General features: G+C 61.0%; 16 protein-coding genes. 8 read left to right on the top strand and 8 right to left on the bottom strand.

Annotated elements, in window-relative coordinates:
* Positions 1–22 precede the first annotated feature (22 nt).
* The 3 genes from AUC43_RS01230 to AUC43_RS01220 form a co-directional block, all read right to left on the bottom strand.
* On the bottom strand, positions 23–277 hold the full coding sequence (locus AUC43_RS01230) for an autorepressor SdpR family transcription factor (protein ID WP_068188771.1): 255 nt from the start codon (positions 275–277) through the stop codon (positions 23–25).
* Between the two features lie 115 nt (positions 278–392).
* Positions 393–776, bottom strand: coding sequence for a hypothetical protein (locus AUC43_RS01225; protein WP_068188768.1), 384 nt, complete (start codon positions 774–776; stop codon positions 393–395).
* A gap of 95 nt (positions 777–871) precedes the next feature.
* On the bottom strand, positions 872–1,474 hold the full coding sequence (locus tag AUC43_RS01220; protein ID WP_068198053.1) for an RNA polymerase sigma factor: 603 nt from the start codon (positions 1,472–1,474) through the stop codon (positions 872–874).
* A gap of 372 nt (positions 1,475–1,846) precedes the next feature.
* Here AUC43_RS01220 and nuoK point away from each other — a divergent pair, with 372 nt between their 5' ends.
* The 3 genes from nuoK (at position 1,847) to AUC43_RS21795 (ending at position 6,193) form a co-directional block, all read left to right on the top strand.
* A complete protein-coding gene (nuoK, locus tag AUC43_RS01215) occupies positions 1,847–2,191 on the top strand; it encodes an NADH-quinone oxidoreductase subunit NuoK (RefSeq protein ID WP_068188765.1) in 345 nt (114 codons plus the stop codon).
* A gap of 117 nt (positions 2,192–2,308) precedes the next feature.
* On the top strand, positions 2,309–4,261 hold the full coding sequence (gene nuoL / locus AUC43_RS01210; protein WP_068188760.1) for an NADH-quinone oxidoreductase subunit L: 1,953 nt from the start codon (positions 2,309–2,311) through the stop codon (positions 4,259–4,261).
* Between the two features lie 321 nt (positions 4,262–4,582).
* Positions 4,583–6,193, top strand: coding sequence for an OmpA family protein (locus tag AUC43_RS21795; RefSeq protein ID WP_068188758.1), 1,611 nt, complete (start codon positions 4,583–4,585; stop codon positions 6,191–6,193).
* A 111-nt stretch (positions 6,194–6,304) separates the two neighbouring features.
* Here the strand turns inward: AUC43_RS21795 and AUC43_RS01200 are convergent, their stop codons facing one another.
* From AUC43_RS01200 to AUC43_RS01185, 4 genes are all read right to left on the bottom strand, one after another.
* Positions 6,305–8,920 (bottom strand): TonB-dependent receptor, encoded by a 2,616-nt coding sequence (locus AUC43_RS01200; RefSeq protein WP_233254078.1) that lies wholly within the window; start codon positions 8,918–8,920, stop codon positions 6,305–6,307.
* A gap of 50 nt (positions 8,921–8,970) precedes the next feature.
* Positions 8,971–9,330 (bottom strand): winged helix-turn-helix domain-containing protein, encoded by a 360-nt coding sequence (locus AUC43_RS01195; RefSeq protein WP_068188753.1) that lies wholly within the window; start codon positions 9,328–9,330, stop codon positions 8,971–8,973.
* A gap of 8 nt (positions 9,331–9,338) precedes the next feature.
* The gene (locus tag AUC43_RS01190) at positions 9,339–10,082 is read right to left on the bottom strand and encodes a DUF72 domain-containing protein (protein WP_068188750.1); all 744 of its coding nucleotides are present in this window, start codon (positions 10,080–10,082) and stop codon (positions 9,339–9,341) included.
* Between the two features lie 100 nt (positions 10,083–10,182).
* Positions 10,183–10,938 (bottom strand): DUF72 domain-containing protein, encoded by a 756-nt coding sequence (locus AUC43_RS01185; protein WP_068188747.1) that lies wholly within the window; start codon positions 10,936–10,938, stop codon positions 10,183–10,185.
* A 264-nt stretch (positions 10,939–11,202) separates the two neighbouring features.
* Between AUC43_RS01185 and AUC43_RS01180 the strand changes: the two genes are divergently transcribed.
* The 5 genes from AUC43_RS01180 (at position 11,203) to AUC43_RS20750 (ending at position 15,466) form a co-directional block, all read left to right on the top strand.
* Positions 11,203–13,668, top strand: a complete 2,466-nt coding sequence (locus AUC43_RS01180) for a prolyl oligopeptidase family serine peptidase (RefSeq protein WP_068188743.1) — start codon at positions 11,203–11,205, stop codon at positions 13,666–13,668.
* A gap of 131 nt (positions 13,669–13,799) precedes the next feature.
* Positions 13,800–14,165 (top strand): hypothetical protein, encoded by a 366-nt coding sequence (locus AUC43_RS01175; RefSeq protein WP_157780871.1) that lies wholly within the window; start codon positions 13,800–13,802, stop codon positions 14,163–14,165.
* A 108-nt stretch (positions 14,166–14,273) separates the two neighbouring features.
* Positions 14,274–14,666, top strand: a complete 393-nt coding sequence (locus AUC43_RS01170) for a hypothetical protein (protein ID WP_068188737.1) — start codon at positions 14,274–14,276, stop codon at positions 14,664–14,666.
* A 151-nt stretch (positions 14,667–14,817) separates the two neighbouring features.
* Positions 14,818–15,213, top strand: a complete 396-nt coding sequence (locus AUC43_RS01165; RefSeq protein WP_068188734.1) for an NUDIX hydrolase — start codon at positions 14,818–14,820, stop codon at positions 15,211–15,213.
* 79 nt (positions 15,214–15,292) lie between these two features.
* Entirely contained in the window at positions 15,293–15,466 is a 174-nt protein-coding gene (locus AUC43_RS20750) for a hypothetical protein (protein WP_157780870.1), read from the top strand.
* A gap of 249 nt (positions 15,467–15,715) precedes the next feature.
* Here AUC43_RS20750 and AUC43_RS01160 read toward each other — a convergent pair whose 3' ends face one another.
* A complete protein-coding gene (locus tag AUC43_RS01160) occupies positions 15,716–17,158 on the bottom strand; it encodes a hypothetical protein (protein ID WP_068188731.1) in 1,443 nt (480 codons plus the stop codon).
* Positions 17,159–17,327: the final 169 nt, after the last annotated feature.

Genomic DNA, 17,327 nt, shown 5'->3' with positions numbered 1-17,327 from the left:
TTATGCGAAAGGGGAGCGCGGCTTAGGATTTGAACTGGTAGAGCCAGCCCAACAGCTCGTCGAACACGGTCATGTTGAGGGTGTAGACCACGAATTGGCCTTGCTTCTGGCTCGTCACCAGCTCGGCCTGGCGCAGCAGGTCGAGGTGGTGGCTGATGGTGGGGGCGGAGAACTGGAACTGCTCGGCAATGGCGCCCGCCGTGGCCGGCCCGTTGCGCAGCCTCTCCAGAATAGCCCGCCGGGTGGGGTCGTTCAGGGCTTTGAAGAGGGCATTCATGGCGGTGTTTTAATGTTTAGGCAAATGTCTAAATAAAAAGCCAATAAAAAAGCGCGGCTCCTTTTATCAAGGAGCCGCGCCACTAAAATAATTTTCATGCTGTGGCGCGCAGGTGCTAAGCCGGTTGCTCCATTTTGGGTTCGGCCGCAGTTTCGGGCCGGCGCATCCAGCCCATACCGCAGCGCTGTTGCATTTGCAGGCGGAATTTTTCGCGCTCTTCGGGGCTCAGGTGCTCGAGGCGGCCGGCCATGCGCTGCTGCCAGGCCTTGCGCCGCTGCGCCCAGGCGCCGGGCCGCCCGCCTCCCCGAAAGCCGCCGAACAGAATGCGGCTCAGCACCAGCAGGCCCACCGTTTGGCCCAGGCCGATGGCCGGGCCGTGGAACAGCTCTGGCACTAGCCAGTTCCAGAGGTACTGGGTCAGGAATACAGCAGCAGTAAGAAACAGCGCCGCGAAGAGGAAAATGCGGAGGCCGCGGAGCAGCCAGAATTTACGGTCCATGATAAGTAGTGGTTCGTTGTTAGTTGTTAGCTGCAGTTATATAGTTTTCAGGAAATTATATACAAGCCTGACAACGAGCAACTGACAACCAAGAATTAATCGGTGAATAACTCGGTGTACAGTTTTTGCAGGCGTTTGCGCAGGTGCAGCACGGCGTAGTGCTTGCGCGAAATCAGGGTTTTGAGGGGTACGCCCGTTTCTTCCTCCATTTCCCGGAAGGTCTTGTCCTCTAGTTCGTGCCATACAAATACCTGACGCTGGGCGGCCGGCAGTTCGGCCAGCGCATCGGTGAGAGCATCCATAAGGGTTTCGCGCAGCAGCCGGTTTTCGGGCGAGTCGTCGGGAGCGGGCAGCAGGTCGGCCAGCAGAAGGCCTTCGCCGTCGTCGGAGGCTTCGGCCGCACCGAAGGCCGCCTCCAGGCTCAAGGGGCGCTTGCGGCGGTACAGGTCGGTGATGCGGTTGCGGGCCACCCGAAACAGCCAAGCCGCAGCCTGCTCCACGGGCTTGAGCAAGCGGTAGCTCTCCACGAGCTCGGCAAAGACGTCCTGCAGGAGGTCTTCGGCCTCGGCTTCGTCGGGGATGCGGCGCCGGATGAACTGCAGCAGCCGCGGCCGCTGCTGTCGCACGGCGTCGGCAATCTGGCGGTCTTGCTGCGAGGCCGACATCGAAGCAAGGGAGGAGGGGAGCGAAAGTGCCATGGTTTCCATTCTGAACAAGCAGACGCTGGCCCCCCGAAATTACTTTAACTTTTGCAGGCCGGACTTATTCGCCCGTCCTGCTGAGCGCAGCCGAAGCATCCGGCGGGCGCCTCGTGTCATGTTGAGCCTGCGAAGCATCTAATCGCCGCAGAACGACTTGTTCTAACCTGATAAGATGCTTCCTGCGTCAGCATGACAGACGATTAATACCGGGCGATTAGATTAGGTACGCGGTCGAGATGCTTCGGCTGCGCTCAGCAGGACGGTCCTATTGTTGAGGATGCCACACGCAAAATCACCCCGAATTTTCCATTTTTCAAGGATACCTTTGCCGGCCGGCCGGCTGCACTGTTCTATCGCCGGCCCTTTCGCATGGACCAAACCGTTTGCCAGACCATTCCCGAAGTTATCCGCACCGTTCCGCTGCAGTACTACGTCTTTTTCGCCTCGGCCCTGTTTGCCATCGGCGTGACGGGGGTGCTGGTGCGGCGCAACGCCATCATTATTTTCATGTGCGTAGAGCTGATGCTCAACGCCGTGAACATTCTGCTCACGGCCTTCTCGGCCTACCGCGCCGACCCCAACGGGCAGATTTTCGTGTTTTTCATCATGGCCGTAGCCGCCGCCGAAGTCTCAGTAGGCCTGGGCATCATCGTCATGATTTACCGCAACTTCCAGACCACCGACGTCAACCTGCTCAGCCGGTTGAAGTGGTAGCGTAGCCGAGCGACTGCGTGAGGGAGTGACTGCGTGTTTACGCCAGCTTGCTCTCGCACAAGGTTGCTTCCTGCTTACCGCTTTCACTCAGTTACTCCGTCGCTCAGTCACTCCATTATGCAAGAAACTGTTCTCCCCGGCGCCAACGCCCCTTATTCTACGTTTCTCTACGTCCTGATTCCGCTGCTGCCTTTCCTGGGCTTTTTGCTGAACGGCCTGCTCAACCGGAAGCTTTCCGGCACCGTGGCCGGCCTCATTGGCAGCGCCACCGTACTGGGTTCCTTCCTTATCTCGGTGATGCTGTTCCTGAACTTTCAGTACCAGTATACCGTGCAGCTGTTCGACTGGATTACGGTGGGCTCGCTGCAAATCCCCTTCAGCTACCAGATAGACCAGCTCAGCCTCATCATGCTGCTGCTCGTGACGGGCGTGGGCTTCCTCATTCACGTGTACAGCATCGGCTACATGCACCACGACGAGAACGTAGGCAAGTTCTTTAGCTTCCTGAACTTGTTTATCTTCAGCATGCTGTTGCTCGTGCTGGGCGCCAATTTCGTTATCCTCTTCATTGGCTGGGAAGGCGTGGGCTTGTGCTCCTACCTGCTCATCGGCTTCTGGAACAAGAACACCGCGTTCAACAACGCCGCCAAGAAAGCCTTCATCATCAACCGCATCGGTGACCTGGGCTTCCTGCTCGGCATCTTCCTCATCTACCTCACCTTCAATTCGGTGCAGTACGCCGAGGTGTTCCAGAAGGCCAGCGTCGGCGAGTTCGGCACGTACGGCGTGGGAATTTGCACGGCCATCACGCTGCTGCTGTTTGTGGGCGCCATGGGCAAATCAGCTCAACTGCCGCTCTACACCTGGCTGCCCGACGCCATGGCCGGCCCCACGCCGGTATCGGCGCTTATACACGCCGCGACCATGGTTACGGCGGGCATCTACATGGTGCTGCGGGCCAACGTGCTGTTCACGCTCTCGCCCGATACCCTGCAGGTAGTGGCTATTGTGGGCGCGGCCACGGCGTTGTTTGCCGCCACCATTGGCTTGGCTCAGAACGACATCAAGAAGGTACTGGCCTACTCCACGGTGTCGCAGTTGGGCTACATGTTCCTGGCTTTGGGCGTGATGGGCTACTCCACGGCCCTGTTTCACGTGCTCACCCACGCGTTTTTCAAGGCGCTCATGTTCCTCGGCGCTGGCTCCGTGATTCATGCCATGAGCAACGAGCAGGACCTGCGCCGCATGGGCGGCCTGCGCAAAGCCTTGCCTATCACCTTCCTGACCTTCCTCATCGGTTGCCTGGCTATTTCGGGCATTCCGCCGTTCTCGGGCTTTTTCTCGAAAGATGAAATATTGAGCCATGCCTTTGAGCACAACAAGGTGCTGTGGGCCATGGGCTTGCTCACGGCCTTCCTCACGGCGTTCTACATGTTCCGCCTGCTGTTCCTTGCCTTCTTCGGCGAGTTCCGCGGCACCGAGGAGCAGAAGCACCACCTGCACGAGTCGCCCGCGTCGATGACGCTACCGCTCATCATCCTGGCCGTGCTGGCAGCCGTGGGCGGCTTCATGGGCGCGCCCATGTTCACCGGCGGGCACCACTACCTGGCCGAGTACCTGGCTCCGATTTTCACCTACTCGCAGCGCCTGATGCCGGCCGCGTTCAGCGCCGAGCCCGACCACAACACCGAACTGATGCTCATGGGCCTGTCGGTGGCCGCGGGCTTGCTGGGCATCGTCCTGGCGTATGTGCAGTACGTGGCCCGCGCCCAGCGCCCGGCCGCCGACGAGGCCCAGCGCTCGGCGCCCGAAAGCCTGGTATACCACAAGTACTACATCGACGAGCTGTACAATACGCTGTTTACCCGGCCCGTTATGGCGCTGTCTACCGGCCTGTATAAATTCGTGGAAAACGGCATCATCAACCCCGTGGTTGGTGGGTTTGGTCGTGTGGTGAACGGCGGCGGCCAGCTGCTGCGCTATGTGCAAACCGGCGCCGTTGAAACCTATTTGATTCTGATGGTAATCGGCATCGTGTTGATTCTGGGGCTCAACTTCGGGCGGTTCTAAGGCCCGGTCTCTTCCGTTTCCCATGCATAAAAAGCCACCCGCGAAAGCAGGTGGCTTTTGTGCGTAAAAGGCAAGGGATTGAAGCCGCTCAGGTGACTGGGCCGGCACCAGCAGCGAGGCCCACCGCTCCCGGGCCAACGCCCAGCCCAAGCACGACGCATGTTGGGCAAGGGTATTTCATTTTCAATATGTTCGGTGGCGGGCCGTATGCCTTATAGGCATTCCTGTAGCAACTTATTTGGGTAGAAAGGGTATAACGGAATATGTACCATTGGCTGAAAAGCGCATGGTGGACTACTCTCTCTTTCACACCCCATTATTATGCACCTAAAACCTCAACTCCTGCGCGGCCTCGCGCTGGGTGCGGTCCTGCTTGGCGTAGCTGCCCCGCACGCGCAGGCCCAGACCCCCGATAGAAAAACAGCCCTCAGCGGCAACGTTGGTTTGCTGCAGTACCACGGCAACATGGGCTCGGATTTTTGGAACCGCTCCGGCGTCGACATCGAGGTGGGCGGCGGCGGTGCTATTTCGCGCTACCTCTCGCCTTCCTGGGACGCGGCCCTGCTGGGCTACTACGAAACGTATAAATTCAGCAGCCAGGTACGCGCCGGCGACAACTTCGAAGCCCGCGTGGGCATGGTTGATTTGGGCTTCAAGCTCAAGCTCAACAACGGCAAGATTCTGAAAGAAGAATCCCGCATTCAGCCGTACCTGATGGCGGGTCCCGGCATGTTCCTCTCCAATACCTCGGGCCGGGCCAACGGCAAGGATTTCGGCGTCACCCAGATTCGCCGCCCCGAGCTGTTTGGCCTGGCCGGTATTCGCCTTCGCCTCAGCGATGTGGTGTCGCTGGACCTGACCACTAGCCAGCACTACCCGCTCACCGAGCGCGTGGACAACCTGTACGGCAGCCCCAACGACAAGCTCTACGACCGGTTCCTGCTGCACCAGGCCGGTATTACCGTAGCCCTGGGCCAAGCCAAGGATGAGGATAGCGACGGTGTGTCTGACAAAAAAGACAAGTGCCCCGGTACCCCCAAGGGCGTAGCCGTGGACCCCAACGGCTGCCCGCTCGACAAAGACGGCGACGGCATACCCGACTACCAGGATAAGTGCCCCGACGTGAAAGGCGTAGCCGCGCTGCAAGGCTGCCCCGACCGCGACGGCGACGGCGTGACCGATGCCGACGACAAGTGCCCCGACACGCCTGGCAAGGCGGAGCTGCAAGGCTGCCCCGACGCCGACAACGACGGCGTGATTGATCAGAACGACAAGTGCCCCGACACCCCTGCCGGTGTGAAAGTTGACGCCAACGGCTGCCCGCTTGACCGCGACGGCGACGGCGTGCCCGACTATCAGGACCGCTGCCCCGACCGTGCTGGCCCTGCCTCGAACAAAGGCTGCCCCGAGGTGAAAGCTGAGACCAAGAAGCGCCTGAAAGAGGCCACGAAATACATCAACTTCGAATTTAACAAAGCAGTGCTGCTGCCCAGCTCGTACCCGACGCTGAAGGACCTGGCCGCCATCATGGCCGAGTACCCCGACTACACGTTGAGCATCGCCGGCCACACCGACAGCAAGGGCGATGACAACTACAACCTGCGCCTCTCGGATGCCCGCGCCGCCTCGGCCCGCGCCTACATGCTGAGTCAGGCCGTGCCCGCTGACCGCATCGTATCGCACGGCTTCGGCGAAACCAAACCGATTGCGGATAACGCCACCAAAGCCGGCCAGGCCCTGAACCGCCGCGTCGAGTTTGACCTCTACCTCACCGGCGACCCCAACGCCGCCGAAGTGAAGTACGGCCCCGCCCCAACCATCTCGGAGCTGCAGAAAACGCCCGCTGGTCGGCCCACGGCCGGCAAGGCTCCCGTGAAAAAGGCGCCCGCCAAGAAGGCACCTGCCAAAAAGGCGCCCGTGAAACGCAAATAAGCTGCCCGCGCGGCATGCGCTAAAGAGAAAAGGCCCGCTCGATGAGAGCGGGCCTTTTTTGTGTTCATGCGTTAGCAACATCTTATCCCTTATCCTTCGCCGCCATTGCTATTACAGCTCGTAGGTAAGCGACAAATAATATAGCCCGCCCACGCTGGGGCCGCCCAGGTACGACTGGTAGTAGTGGTTCAGGACATTGCTGCCGCCGAGCTTGTAGCGCAAGTGTTGGGCTGGCATGGTGTAACTGATTTGGGCATCGAGGGTGCCGTAGGCCGCCACGTTGCCACTCACGAGAAAGGTCTGGGAATAGTAGCCCTGCTGCCAGCGGTAGTTGAGGCCGAAGCCCAGGTTTCTGTAGGCTTTTTCATTGCCGAGGCTGAGGTTGTAAGCCCAGCAGGGGGTATTGAACCCGTCTTCGAGGCCGTCGCCCGACTCGGTGCGGTCGAGGCGGGTAAAGGTCGTGTTGGCCCCAGCCAGGTAGCCGCGCGGCAGCTCATAGCGTAGCCCCAGCGAGCCGCCGTAGTTATACACCTGGCTTTGCGCATTGGTCCAGAGGCGGTAGCGGTTTTGGGTGGCTTTACTGGCGAGGTAAATGGCCGTGGAGTCCGGGTTGAGGGTTTTGGGCACGTAGGCTTCTACCTGGGCAATGAAGTTGCGGTACGTATTGTAGTAGAAGTCCGCATCGACCAGCCACTGGCCGCCGGGCAGCAGCGCGGCTTTGTAGCCCACTTCCAGCGAGCGAATGTGCTCGGGGCGGAGGTAGGTGTAAGGGCCCTTCACCAGTAGGTTGCGATTTTGCGCAATGGCCTGGGCCTGAACGGCTTGTTTCTGCGCGGCCGTGGCGTTGGCCGGCGTGTTGGCGTTGGCATACGCCGAGTTGGCGGCCACAAAGGCGTCGATGCTGGTGCGCAGGTAGCTGTTTTCAAACACCCCGTCCGACATCACCCGCAGCCCACCAATGCGTTTCACTTGCCCGCTGTTCACGTTCGAAAACCCTTCAAACAGGCTGGGGAAGCGGTAGCCGCTTTGGTAGCTCAACCGAAAATTGACGGCGGCACTGGGTGAATACACCGCGGTCAGACGCGGGTTGAAGCGCGTGATGAAGTAGTCGTTCTTATCGGCCCGCAGCGTGGCGGTAAGCCGGATTTTCTCGTTTGCCAGCCGCACGCCTGCTTGGAGGAAGCCGCCGGTCTTGCTGTAGGCCAGGTTGCTGAATGGGTCCCGGTTCTTCTCCGGGTTGATGAAGTAATTGCCATCGGGCACCACCAGGTAGGTGCGGTGGTCGGCCCCCGCCAGCAGGTCAACTTTGCTGGAAAGCCGGCTCCAGACACCCCGCCGCAGCGTTTCGGCCAGGTTCACCTGCGCCTCGGCGTGCAGCAAATTGGCGCGCACGCGCAGGGCCGCGCCCACATCCCAGTTGTTGATGGCCTGCACCGTTGCTAGCCGCTCCTCAAACGCGGCGGTGCCGGGCTGGGGGCGGCCGGCATCGGCGGCGGTGCGGGCGGTGGCGTGGGCCTGGGCTACGGGTTGCCCGGCCTGGGTGGCGGCGTTCCAGGCGGCGGCGTAGTCGCGGTTCCACACCGCATCGGGCTTGAAGCCGCGGTCAATGTTTTCGGCAGCCGAGCGCAAATTGTAGCTATGGCCGGTATTTTCCTGGGTGAGGTAGGCGCGGGCCTGCACCACCGCGGTGGTGAGCTGCAAGGCGTGCTGCTGCAAGCGGTAGTGCTGCAGCTGGAAGCGGTTCGAGCGCTGGTACACGTTGTCGAAGGCGGCCAGGCGGTAGGTATAGGCCAGCTCCGTGCCCGGGCGCAGGCGGTAGTGCAGCGCCGCGTCGGTCTTCAGGGTTTTCAGGTGGTAGTCCACCACGGCGGTTTCGTCGTAGCCGGTGCGGGCCACCTGGTAGTTCTTGCCGCCCAGGTTCAGCACGCTGCGGTCCGACGACTCGTTGCCGTAGCTGTTTACGGGGTCGCGCGCGGGGTTTTCGGCGCCCAGCAGACCTACGCTGGCGTTGCCCCTGGGGTTGATGTCGGTCTGGTCGTTGGCGGCCCAGTCGTACCCCCTCAGGTAGGTGGCGTTGGCTTTGAAAGCCAGCTTCGGGCGCAGGACTTTGGCGTAGCGCAGGCTGGTTTCGGTGAAAAGCCGGGCCCCCCTGGCCGGGTCACCGAGGTGATTGACGCCGGTTTTCTGCTGCACGCTGAGTCCTTCGGAGCTAAACGGGTTTTTCGTTTGGAAATCGGCCAGGCCGTTGATGGCATTCAGGCCATAGAGCGCCGCCGCGGTGCCGGGCACAATTTCCACCGACTTGATGTCCAAATCGCTGGGCCCCAAGACATTTCCAATGGGGCCGCCGATGTGTGGGGCCTGGTTGTCGATGCCGTCCACGAGCTGGGCAAAGCGCACGTTGGTGGTGTTCGTGAAGCCGCGGGCGTTCAGCACTTTAAACCCCAGGCTGGGGGTGATAACCTGCACGCCCTTGAGGTGCTCAATGGCATCGAAAAACGACGGCGCCGGCGTGAGGCGCAGGGCGCGGGCATTGAGCTTTTCTACCGTCACGGGCGACTGCAGAAAGCTTTCCTCTACCTTGGAAGCGGCCACCACTACTTCTTTCAGGGCCACCTGCTGGCGGGCCGTATCAGGCGGGGCCGGGGCTTGGCCGCGTGCAGTAAGGGGCAGCACTAGTACGGCCGCCCACGCCATGCAGGGCCTCGCCAATAGAAATGAGGGCATAAAAGCAGTTCGTTGTATTTGTAAAGATATAACGAACTAGGGCGTGCGCTTTAAGTTTGCAGGTGTTGGGTTTCAGCGGCCATAAAGGCCTGGAAGCGGGCTTGCAGGGCCCGAAAAGCCGTTATGGCTTCGTGGCCGGCGGCGGTCACCGCCGCGCCGCCCCCGCGGGAGCCGCCGGTTTGGGTGGTCACCAGCGGGGCCGCGGCTTGGGCATTCATGGAGCTCACCAGGTCCCAGGCCCGCTTGTAGGACATGCCCATGGCCTGCGCCGCCTTCGAAATGGAGCCCAGCGAGGCAATCTGCTCCAGCAGCTCGAGCCGGCCAATGCCGAGAAAGCGCCCGTCGTCGGTTTCGAGCCAGAGACGGCCGTTGAGGCGGTAGTTTTTGGTGGGCAGAAACAAGGCTTTCATGCAGCAAGTTAGATTAGCTCAACATGGCCGGCCTGCACCAGGGCCAGCATTTGCCGGGCGTTGCCGATGGCGGAGGCGTCGATGTCGTTGTTGAAGTACACGTAGGCTTCCTGCACCCCGGCCTGGGCCTGAATCTCGCTGGTGATGCGCCGCAGAAACCCCTCGTCGTAGGGCGAGCGGTAGAGGTCGGGCACGCCGTGGAAGCGGTAGTAGAGCACGGGCGCGGTAGCCACCACGGCATCGGGCAGCAGCGGGTGGCTCTGGCCGCAAAAGATAACGCGGCGGCGGGCCAGCTCCTCGTACACGTCCGGCCGCCACCAGCTGGGGTGGCGGAACTCCAGCACGTTTAGAAAGGAAGGGTCGAGGCAATCGAGGATGCGGGCCAGGCGGTCGGGGTCGTAGGCCAGGCGGGGCGGTAGCTGGAAAAGGATGGGCCCCAGCTTTTCGAGCAGGCCGCGGCCGGTGGTGTCGTAGAAGTCGCCGAGCAGCTGCTGCACGTTGTTGAACTGCTTGTAGTGCGTGATGAGCTGCGGCACTTTCACGGCAAAGCGGAAGTCGGCCGGGCTCTGCGCGTACCAGTTTTTCAGAAACGACAGCTTCGGAAACCGGTAGAAGGTTACGTTCAGCTCCAGGGTGCGGAAGTGCTGGCTGTAGTACTCAAACCACAGCCGCATGGGCATCTTCTCGGGGTAGAAAGCGCCGCGCCAGTGGCGGTAGTGGTAGCCCGAGCAGCCAATATGAAAGGTCGTCATGGTATTCCCGAACGCAGGAAACGCTATTACGTTGGGCTGGTGAGAGTGGGGCTTGGAGGTTCCTGCGCCTCCTACGGGTGCAAAGTATAGCTCAAGCGCCCTACGGCATGAGCACCGGCACCGAAAGCAACTGCTGCATCTGCCGCGCATTTTCCACGCCCACCGCCCCGATGCCGTTGTTGAAGTACAGGTACACTTCCTTCACGTGCTTGGCTGCGGTGATTTCATCGGCAATGCGCGCCAGGAATTCGGGGCTGTAGGGCGACTTGTATAGCTCCGGCACGCCGTGGAAGCGGTAGTACACCACGTCGGTATTGGCCACCACTTCATCGGGCAGCTCCAGGGGTGGGGGGTAGCTCTGGCCCACGAAGGTGACGCGGTGCTTGGTGAGCTCGCGCTGTACTTCGGCATCCCACCAGCTGGGGTGGCGGAATTCGACCACGTTTTGGTAGGCCGGGTCGAGGCTGTCGAGCAGGCGCTGCATCAGCTCTTCGGTATACGCGGCTTTGGGAGGCAGCTGAAACAGCACGGGGCCAAGTTTTTCCTTTAAGCCTTCGGCCACGGTGGCGTAGAAGCTGGCCAGAATGGGCTGGGCTTCGGCATTGAACTTCTTGTAGTGCGTGACCTGGCGCGGCGCTTTCACGGCAAAGCGGAAGTCGGGCGGGCTCTGGGTGTACCAGGTTTCAAAGGCCTTCAGCTCGGGCATGCGGTAAAAGGTCACGTTCAGCTCCAGCGTGTTGAACTGCGTGCAGTAGTATTCGAACCACTTGCGCGGCGGCAGGCCTTCGGGGTAAAACAGACCCTTCCAGTCGCGAAAGGAAAAGCCGGAACAGCCGATGTAATAGGTAGCGGGCATAGGGAAACGAGTGGTGAGAAAGGGGTAATCTCTACGCTGAAAGGCTTCCAGTGGCTGGAGTCAGCGCGTACAAATGGCGATTTTGGCTGCGGTGGCCCAACTGCAATGCCCGTTGCAAAAAGCAGCCTGTGCTTGCACCCAGTATTTGCGATGACAGCGTGCAGCGCTGCAGATTGCCCAAACTTTGTACCCGCCGCACCGCCGCCGCTTGTTACCTTTCGAGCACGGCATCGCGCCGGTTCGTTTTTCTTTTCATTGCCGCGTATGAAAAAACTGCTTCTTTCCGTCACGCTTCTGCTGGCCACCGTGGCGGGGGCCCAAGCCCAGGAGTTCAAATACCAGACCCCGCCCAAAGCCATTCAGGATATCCTGCTGGCGCCGCCCACGCCGCGTGTGTCGCTGTCGTCCGACGGCCGCGTGCTGGCGTTGCTGCCGATGCAGGACTTTCCCACCGTGGCCGAGCTGGCCGCGCCCGAGCTGCGCCTCGCCGGCCTGCGCCTAAACCCCCGCACCAACGGCCAGAGCCGGGTGAACTACGCCGTGGGCATCAAGCTCAAAACCCTGCCCAACGGCGCCGAAGTTGAAGTGAAAGGCCTGCCGGCCCAGGCACGCATCAGCGGCCTGAGCTGGTCGCCCGATAACAAGACCATCGCCTTTGCGCTCACCACGCCCGGCTCCGGCACCGACGGCCGCGTGGAGCTGTGGGTGGCCGACGTGGCCACCGCCACCGCGCGCCGCCTACTGGCCACGCCCCTCAACGATACCTTCGGCAACGCCTTCGAGTGGGTGTCGGATAGCAAGACCCTGCTGGCCTGCACCGTGCCCGCGGGCCGGGGCGCCGCTCCGGCCGCCGATGCCGCGCCCACCGGCCCGGCCGTGCAGGAAAGCGGCGGCGGCAAAAAAACCGCCGCGCCCACCTACCAGGATTTGATGAAGAGCCCCACCGACGAGCGGCTCTTTGACTACTATGCCACTTCGCAGCTGGTGAAGGTGAGCCTGGCCGATGGCGCCGCCCAACCCCTGGGCCAGCCCGGCGTGATTCAAAGCGCGTCGCCCTCGCCCGATGGCAAGTACGTGCTGGTGCGCACCCGCCACCGCCCGTATTCCTACACGCTGCCCATCAACAGATTCCCGCAGCGCCTCGACGTGCTGGACCTGGCCAGCGGTGCCCCGGTAAAAACCGTGGCCGACCTGCCCCTGGCCGATGCCGTGCCCATCGGCAACGATGCCGCGCCCACCGGCCCGCGCAATCACGCGTGGCGCGCCGATGTGCCGGCCACCATCTACTACGTGGAAGCCCAGGACGGCGGCAACCCCAAAACGAAAGCCGAAATCCGCGACAAGCTGTTCACCATCGAGGCACCGTTCACGGGGGCGCCGCAGGAGCTGGCGGCTTTGCCGCTGCGCTTTGGCGGCCTGAGCTGGGGCAATGGCCAGCTGGCCCTGGTGGACGGCTACCGTTGGGCCGACCGCCACCAGACCACCTGGCAGCTCAACCCCAGCAAGCCGGCCGCCCCGCTCACCGTGCTGTTCGATGGCTCGTCGGAGGACAAGTACAAGGACCCCGGCACGCCCTACGAGTACCGCAATGCCCAAGGCAAGTCGGTGCTGCTCACGGGTGGGCCCATGGGCCAAAGCATCTACTTGCTGGGCACCGGGGCCTCGCCCGAAGGCGACCGGCCTTTTGTGGACGAGCTGGACTTAATCGCCAAGAAAACCACCCGCTGGTGGCGGTCGCAAGCGCCGGTGTACGAAGTGCCGGTGGCCATCATCGACGCCAGCGGCAAGAAGCGCCAGCTGCTCACGCGCCGCGAGTCGCCCACCCAATCGCCGAACTACTACCTGCGCGACGCCACCAAGAAAGACAAGCTCACGGCCGTCACCAAATTCCCGAACCCCTACGCGGCATTCGGTGGCAGCTTTAAGAAGCAGGTGCTGAAGTACAAGCGCGCCGACGGCGTGGACCTGACCGCCAACCTCTACCTGCCCCCGAACTACAAGAAAAGCGACGGCCCACTGCCCACGTTCATGTCGGCTTACCCCTTGGAATTCAAGGATAAAAGCACGGCCGGACAAGTGACGGGCTCCCCCTACGCCTTCACGCGGATAGGTGGTGGCTCGCCGGTATTTTGGGTCACCCAAGGCTATGCCGTACTAGAGAATGTCAGCGTTCCGATAGTGGGAGAGGGCAGCAAAGACCCCAACGATACCTACATCGAGCAGCTGGTGAGCAGCGCCAAAGCAGCCATCGACGAAGGCGCCCGCCTGGGCGTGGTGGACCCGGCCCGCGTGGGCGTGATGGGCCACAGCTACGGCGCCTTTATGACGGCCAACCTGCTCACGCACTCCAACTTGTTCAAGGCCGGCATTGCCCGTAGCGGCGCCTACAACCGCACCCTCACGCCCTACGGCTTCCAGGGCGAAGAGCGCAGCTACTGGGAGGCACCGGAAGTCTACAACGCCATGTCGCCGTTCAACTACGTCAACAAAATCAAGACGCCCATTTTGCTCATTCACGGCGAGGCCGACAACAACACCGGCACCTATCCCATTCAGAGCGAGCGGTACTACGCCGCCCTGAAAGGCCAGGGCGCTACCGCCCGCTACGTGGTGCTGCCCGCCGAAGCCCACGGCTACGCCGCCCGCGAAAACTTGCTCCACGTGCTGTGGGAAACGAATGCTTGGCTGGAGAAATACGTGAAGGCCCCAGCGCCCCAGCCGGCTAACTAAACTGAGCGGCATTCGAAGCTGATTGTGTTTTTTAGCTCAACTTTTCAAAAAAGCTCGGTACTACTCTGCAGTAGGCCGGGCTTTTTGTTGTGAGCTGTTTGATTTAATGTTTCAAAAATTCCACCGTTTTCGTGAACGGTACCTTTGAAGCAATGACCACCGCCACTCTTAAGAAAGTTGTGTATTGGCTCCTCGTCCTTGTAGTGGGCGCTTTCGTGTTTTCGCGGGTAGGCTATTATTTCATTACCAAAGACGCGCCGTTCATGTTTGACATGGTGGAACAGGCCAAAGCCAGTGCGCGCGTGCAACGACACATTGGCGGGTATACGGCTTTCAAACACACCTACAATGAACACGATTTGGAAAAGGACACCTTGCCTTTTCGGGTGTGGGTATACGGCCGGGATAGTACGCTAGAGCTGAAAGGGCTGGCAATAAAAAAGAATCAAGAGTGGGTGCCCATTCAAGTAGATTCTGCCTATGTGCAAGTTGAATAGACCCTCCTTACTTTGAACAAGCTAGTTTAGGGCACCACCGTTTTCCTGAACGGCTTTTTATAGCCACTTTGCGCGAAGTACCCACTTTTTCCTGTCTTAACAGCCTCTATGCACCGCTTTAACTTGATAGGTTCAGCGTTGATGCTCGTGCTGTGTTGCGCTGTTTTCCCTCGGAAAAAAGCCGAACGAGAAGTGGCACTGGCTGGGCAGCTCGTCCCTGTTCAAGTCTTGCGTACCAACTGCAATACCTCTGCCCACTTCCGCTCCTTTCACTTCACCTTTCGGGGCCGCGAGCACGCCTTAAAAGTGGGCCGGGCGGACTGCAATGACCTTCGGAAAGGCAGCAACATGCTCTTGCAACACCTAGACGCTTATCCCGATGTATTCCTCCTTCCCGGCTACTACAGTAAAGGCGAGAACTGGGCGTGGGTGGGCCTCTTTGTCATAGGTAGCTACGGGGTCATCTCCAGTTGGCGCCATCTGCGAAAAGAAAAAACTTAACGCTCGTTTTCCTGAACCCCTAGCTATTATTTAGTAATTGAACTACTGAAGTGGCTTTTGGCCCAGATTGAGTTCAAAAAACTGGTTCACCAAGTCAAAGTTCAGAAAATACATTTGGGGATGAGTTTCGTGAACTTCATTACAACATTCTATGATTGACAAAATAGCCTGGCTGCACCTGCACGACGGCCAGCTGCTGAGCACCCGCAGCCGCGGCAAAAACCGCTATTACATTCCCGGCGGCAAGCGCGAGGCCGGCGAGACGGACCACCAAACCCTGCTCCGAGAAATCAAGGAAGAGCTGACAGTGGACCTTGACCCGGCCAGTCTGGTGCACGTGGGCACATTCACAGCGCCCGCGCATGGGCATCCGGAGGGCGTGCTGGTGCAGATGACTTGCTACAGTGCCCGCTACACCGGCAACTTGCAGCCGGCTGCCGAAATCGAAGAAGTGGTGTGGCTCAACTACCGGCACCGGCCGGAGGTGTCGGCCGTAGACCAGCTGATTTTTGACTGGCTGCGGGAGCAGGAGTTGCTGGCGGAATAGCCGGCGCAGGCAAAGAATATTGCGCCGGGGCCGTATACATAGGCTGCCGTACTTATTCCGCCTTTATATTCTTCGAATCATGGCCCTGATTAAGCCCAAAACGCGAAAAGCCATTCTTAAAGAGGTAAAACGGCTGATTATCAAGCACGGGACAGAAGTGGCGGTGGGCTTGCTTTCGGGGCTGATAACGAAGATTTTTGCCGATGCCGTGGAGGAAACCGACAAGCCCAAGAAAAAGAAGGCAAAAAAGTAGGGCCGCTTTGTTGAGCTGAAATGCAGCGGCTTTGATAGCCTACATAAGCTCCTATCTGACATAACGGAAACATTGGTAAAAGAACGTCATGCTGAGCGCAGTCGAAGCATCTCTCCCGCAAGACTAAAATCAATTAGTTGCGCGGGAGAGATGCTTCGACAAGCTCAGCATGACCGTTTCTGGATTTTTGGATTGCCTCTTGGCCCTCTGTCTTTGGGCAATGATTGGGCTATTGCCGCCGGGCCCGGCTTACTGCTGGTAGTAGCGCTTGGGCGTTTTGGTGATGTTCCAGTACTGCAGCATCCGGCCGTCGAGCTCGGATTTGTGGTAGTCGGTGAGGGGTTGCCAGTCCAGCATGGGGCACGTGGCCGGCAGGCGCACGATGGGGTCCGGCGACTGGGCCAGCTGGGCAAACAGGCTCCGCTCGCAGTCGTTGGAGGTGCCCAGCTTGCGCAGGTCGGCAAAGGTGAAGAGGGCCAGGCCGGCCACCACCACCGCGGCATACCGCCGCCGGGCCGGCGCGGACAAGTGCGTGAGCAGGTAATAGGCCGACAGAGCAAACCCGCCAATCAGGCCGAGCGTGATGGGCAGGATGCTGTCGTGCCGCACAATGTATTCGCGGTAGGAGCGGTAGCCGCCCAGGGGCAGCAGCAGCAGGTACGCCACCACAAACCAGCCCAGCCACTTGAGCACGGCCAGCACCCGGCCGCCCGGTGCAGCCTGCCGGCGCAGCAGGAAGGCGTTGAGCACCAGCAGGCCCAGCAGCAGCGGCAGGCCCACGTCCTCGGTCAGCGCATAGTAGATGCCCAGCGGCAGCCGCGCATAGCGCTGGGCAAGCGGCATGCTGGCCCACTGGCTCTCAGAGTTATTCAGCCCAATAAACATCGAGTACAAGCTCAGGGCGCTGAACAGCCCAAACGGCAAGAGCAAGGCCGGCGGCAGCTGTCCCAGGGCGCGCACCGCCCGGCGCAGCACCGGTTCCGGGGCTGGGCGCGCGGCAAAGCCCCGGTACCAGCACCCGAGCAGCGTCACGGGGCACACCAGGAGCACCGTGGCCGGCACGGTGGGGCCGTTGAAGGCCAGCACCACGGCCAGCCCAAGCAGCCCAACGTAGCCCGCCCACGACACCCGCAGCGGGGTGCCGTGCACCGCCGCCCGCAGATACGGCAGGAAAAACAGCAGCAGCAAGCTCAGCGGCAGCGCGTAGAAGGCGACGTAGGTAATGGACCAGTCCACCACGCCCATCTGGTAGTTGTAGCCGCCCGTTTGCAGCAGGGGCGCTACCAGCGCGGCCGCCAGCAAAAACCGCCGGCTCAACAGCTGGCGGCGGTTGCTGATGGCCACGGCCAGCACGTACACCACGAGGGCGTGCACGGCGATTTTCAACAGCGCACAGGCCGCGTACAGGCTGTCGACGGGGCTCAGCAGCCGCTGCAGCCACAGCGGCACGTGCCGGAAGTACTCGTACAAAAAGAAGTGGGTGAAAAACCGGTTGGGCGCCGAGTAATGCTCGTGGTGGAGCAGCACGCGCAGGCCAAACGGGTCGTGCAGCACGCGCCGGTACGCCTCGTCGGGCCACACGATGGGCGCCAGGTCGCCATCAAGCGGAAACTGCAGATACTGCCAAAACGAATACCCCAAATCGGCCAGCAGGAACAGGAGCAGCAGGTAATGCCAGTTTCGCTTCAGCACTTAGCAGGGGTTTGGTAGAGGGTGGGGGATGAAGGCTGCGGCCAGCTCAATCTTCGAGGCGAAACTACGGCAATACGGCCGAGCTGAAGCATGGCACGGGCGCGGGCAGAGGCTGAAACAACGCTCGTTTACTGCCGTTGACCCTGGGCACATGCTGGAGGTAGCCACG

This window comes from Hymenobacter sedentarius (assembly GCF_001507645.1).
GTDB classification, from domain to species: Bacteria; Bacteroidota; Bacteroidia; order Cytophagales; family Hymenobacteraceae; genus Hymenobacter; species Hymenobacter sedentarius.
The sequence above is the reverse complement of the archived record's forward strand: the minus strand, read 5'-3'. Positions and strand labels throughout refer to the sequence as shown.